The 3,270-nt window shown below is 68.8% G+C and carries 4 protein-coding genes; 2 read left to right on the top strand and 2 right to left on the bottom strand.

What is annotated here, in order from left to right; translation table 11 throughout:
- The coding region (locus DBR23_RS30975) for an amidase family protein (protein ID WP_255581761.1) at positions 1-761 on the bottom strand (761 nt) is incomplete at its 3' end.
- A gap of 123 nt (positions 762-884) precedes the next feature.
- Here DBR23_RS30975 and DBR23_RS18010 point away from each other — a divergent pair.
- Both DBR23_RS18010 and nth read left to right on the top strand, forming a co-directional pair.
- Positions 885-1,850, top strand: a complete 966-nt coding sequence (locus DBR23_RS18010) for a LysR family transcriptional regulator (protein WP_056747174.1) — start codon at positions 885-887, stop codon at positions 1,848-1,850.
- Between the two features lie 2 nt (positions 1,851-1,852).
- A complete protein-coding gene (nth, locus tag DBR23_RS18005) occupies positions 1,853-2,491 on the top strand; it encodes an endonuclease III (RefSeq protein WP_056065129.1) in 639 nt (212 codons plus the stop codon).
- 137 nt (positions 2,492-2,628) lie between these two features.
- On the opposite strand, the gene DBR23_RS18000 is transcribed toward nth, so the two are convergent.
- A partial coding sequence (locus DBR23_RS18000; RefSeq protein WP_108499135.1) for an aspartate/glutamate racemase family protein occupies positions 2,629-3,270 on the bottom strand: 642 nt, incomplete at its 5' end.

The following is a 3,270-nucleotide window of genomic DNA, read 5'->3' as shown; positions in this document are numbered from 1 at the left end:
AGCGGCAGGCGCGCATCAAAACCCGCCTGCACCGACAGCAGCAGCGCCAGGTCCGGGATGTTGCGCGCCATGGGCCCGGCCACGCTGAACTGCTGGAAGAACACTTCCTCCGTCGGCCCGTGCGGCACCAGGCCGAACGAGGTGCGCAGGCCGTATACGTTGTTGAACGCCGCTGGCGTGCGCAGCGAGCCCATCATGTCCGAGCCATCGGCCACAGGCAGCATGTGCAGGGCCACTGCCACGGCTGCGCCGCCACTGCTGCCCCCCGCCGACACAGCCGGGTTGTGGGCGTTGCGCGTGGTGCCGTACACCGGGTTGTAGGTGTGCCCGCCCAGGCCAAACTCGGGCGAGTTGCTGCGGCCGATGAACAGTGCGCCGCCTGCGCGCATGCGCTCGAACACCACGGCGTCGGTGGCCGACACCTGCCCGGCAAAGATGGGCGAGCCCCGCGTGGTGACCATGCCTGCGGCGGGCATGATGTCCTTGGGCGCCTGCGGAAACCCATGCAGAGGGCCCAGGCTCTCGCCGCGCGCCAGTTGCGCATCGCGCTCTGACGCCTGCGTGCGCAGGGCGTTGCGGTCCACCATCGCCACCAATGCATTCACCACGGGGTTCAGCCGGTCCACCTGGGCCAGGTAGGCGTCCAGCACCTCGGTGCAGGAGACCTCCCGTGCATGGATGGCGCGCGACAGTCCGGCGGCCGTGTAGTCCACGATGTGGCTGGGGGTGCCACCCGGGGTGACGCTGTTTGCAGGAGGCATGGGGGCTGGGGCCGGTGAATGTGTCATTGGTGAGTCAGCATAAGCAGCATGCTGCGTTTCGACAATCAACGATTTCTGGGGTTATCTTTGCGTTTTACGCAATCCATACCCCGAAAGGCCCCCATGCTTTCCAGCCGCTTGCAGGACACGGCGCTGCGCTACTTTCTGGAGGTGGTGCGCAGCGGCTCGGTCAGCGAGGCCGCCGCGCGCCTCAATGTGTCGCCTTCGGCCGTGAGCCGCCAAGTCGCCGCCCTCGAAGACCTGCTGGGCGTGCCGCTGTTTGACCGGCGCCCGCGCGGGATGGCGCCCAGCGCGGCGGGCGAGCTGCTGGCCGCCCATGCCCGGCGCGGCGCGCTGGAGGCCGACCGCGTGGTCTCCGACATCCAGGCGCTGCAGGGCCTGCGCACGGGGCTGGTGCGCATCTGCAGCTCTGCGGGGTTTGCCATCGAGTTCCTGCCCCGCGTGATGGCGCAGTTCCGCCTGCAGTACCCCGGCATCCAGTTTCACCTGCGCGTGGCCAGCCCCGCAGCTGTGACCGTGGCGGTGCTCAACGGCGATGCGGACATTGGCCTGACCTACAGCCGCTCGGCCGAGCGGGACATCACCGTGCAGCACCGCCAGGCCGCGCCCGTCATCGCCATCATGCGGCCTGACCACGCGCTCGCACGCGCCCACTCCGTCACGCTGGCGCAGATGCACGCCTACCCCATCGCCCTACCCGAGCGCGACAACACCGTGCGCCAGCTGTTCGACATCGGCTGCAGCCAGCGTGGCCTCGTCTTTGAGCCCGCCCTGGTATGCAACCACTTCGAGACGCTGATGCACTTTGTGCTGCATGGCGGCGGCCTGTCCATCTCGGGCGAGGTGACGGTGCGCGATCGGGTGCAGCGCGGCGAAATGCATGCCGCCCAGATCCGCGAGCCCGGCATGAGCGCCCGCGCCGCCGAGCTGCAAACCCTGAGCGGCCGCACCCTGCCCGCTGCCGTGCGCATGTTCCTGGAGTTTCTGCAGGCGCAGCTGCGGGACAATGCGCCACCGGCCACGCCCGCCAAAAGAAGCCAGCCACCTGCCCCACCCCGCCAACGATGATGATGAAAACCGCCCAGATCGAGCCCTTCTTCGCCACCCTGAAGGCGGCCAACCCTATGCCCAACACGGAGCTGGAATACACCACCCCGTTCGAGCTGCTGGCCGCCGTGCTGCTGTCGGCCCAGGCCACTGACGTGGGGGTGAACAAGGCCACGCGCAAGCTGTTCCCCGTGGCAGGCACGCCCCAGGCCATCCTGGATTTGGGACTGGAGGGGCTGGAGGGCTACATCAAGACCATCGGCCTGTACCGCACCAAGGCCAAGAACCTGATGGAGACCTGCCGCATCCTGGTGGAGCAGCACGGCAGCGTGGTGCCCCGCACGCGCGAGGCGCTGGAGGCCCTGCCCGGCGTGGGCCGCAAGACGGCCAACGTGGTGCTGAACGTGGCCTTTGGCCAGCCCACCATGGCGGTGGACACGCACATCTTTCGGGTGAGCAACCGCACCGGCCTGGCGCCCGGCAAAAACCCGCTGGCGGTGGAGCTGCAGCTGATGAAGCGCGTGCCTGCGGCCTATGCGGTGGATTCGCACCACTGGCTCATCCTGCTGGGCCGCTATGTGTGCCAGGCGCGCAAGCCGCGCTGCTGGGAATGTGTGGTGAGCGAGTATTGCGACTACCGGCCGAAGACGCTGGCGCCCTAACGCGCAGAAAGCACAGCGCTTCAAATTTCATAGCAACCAGCGCATATTCTTCTAGCGCATCCAGCCAAAAACACTCAAAACCTGCGCTCTGGCAGAGATTTCGAGCCCTTGCGCAACCGCCAGCCCACAAGGCCGGGTCAGCCAACGCAGCGGGTGCCCAGCGCCGCCATCTCTTGCGACACCCCCACCCAGGCCACATCAAACCCCGCCACCTTGCGCTCCGGCGGCACGGGGTGCGCGCGTAGCGCCCAGGTGGCACCGGCCACCACGCTGTCGATCACGGGCACCGACACCTGCGGCTGCACGGCGGCAGCCATGCCTGCCAGCCCCGCCCCACCCAAAATGACGGCCTGCACCCCCATCTGCCGCACCACGTCCCTGCAGGCCTGGGCCAGCAATGCGCGGGCCGCCTCGGGGTCTGCGGCCAGTTGGGCACCGGTGGGCGCCACGGTGTGGATGCCTGCCAGTGCGTGGGCGTGGCCCAGCGCCTGGGCCAGCCGCTGCAGCATGGGGCCCCAGCGCTCGCCACCGGTGACGATGGCAAAGCGGCCATGGCGCGCAGCCTCGATGAATGACGCTTCGGCCAGGCCAGTGACAGGCACCGGACTGCTCTCGCGCAGCGCCATCAGGCCGGGGTCGCCAAAGCAGCCGATCAGCACCGCGTCGGGCGCGGTCTGCGGCTGTGCGATCTCATGCGCCCACACATCGAGCGCGGCGTGGGCCGCCACGGCGTAGCTCGCCTCGCACGCGATGTACGGTGCGCCAAAGCGGGCCGTGGT

The sequence above is a fragment of the Acidovorax sp. HMWF018 genome (assembly GCF_003061035.1).
Classification (GTDB): Bacteria; Pseudomonadota; Gammaproteobacteria; order Burkholderiales; family Burkholderiaceae_C; genus Acidovorax; species Acidovorax delafieldii.
This window is presented reverse-complemented; position numbering and strand designations above follow the sequence as displayed.

Coding starts and splice junctions, on each gene's coding strand:
- DBR23_RS18010 (WP_056747174.1), top strand. CDS start 885: ATGCTTTCCAGCCGCTTGCAGGACACGGCGCTGCGCTACTTTCTGGAG.
- nth (WP_056065129.1), top strand. CDS start 1,853: ATGAAAACCGCCCAGATCGAGCCCTTCTTCGCCACCCTGAAGGCGGCC.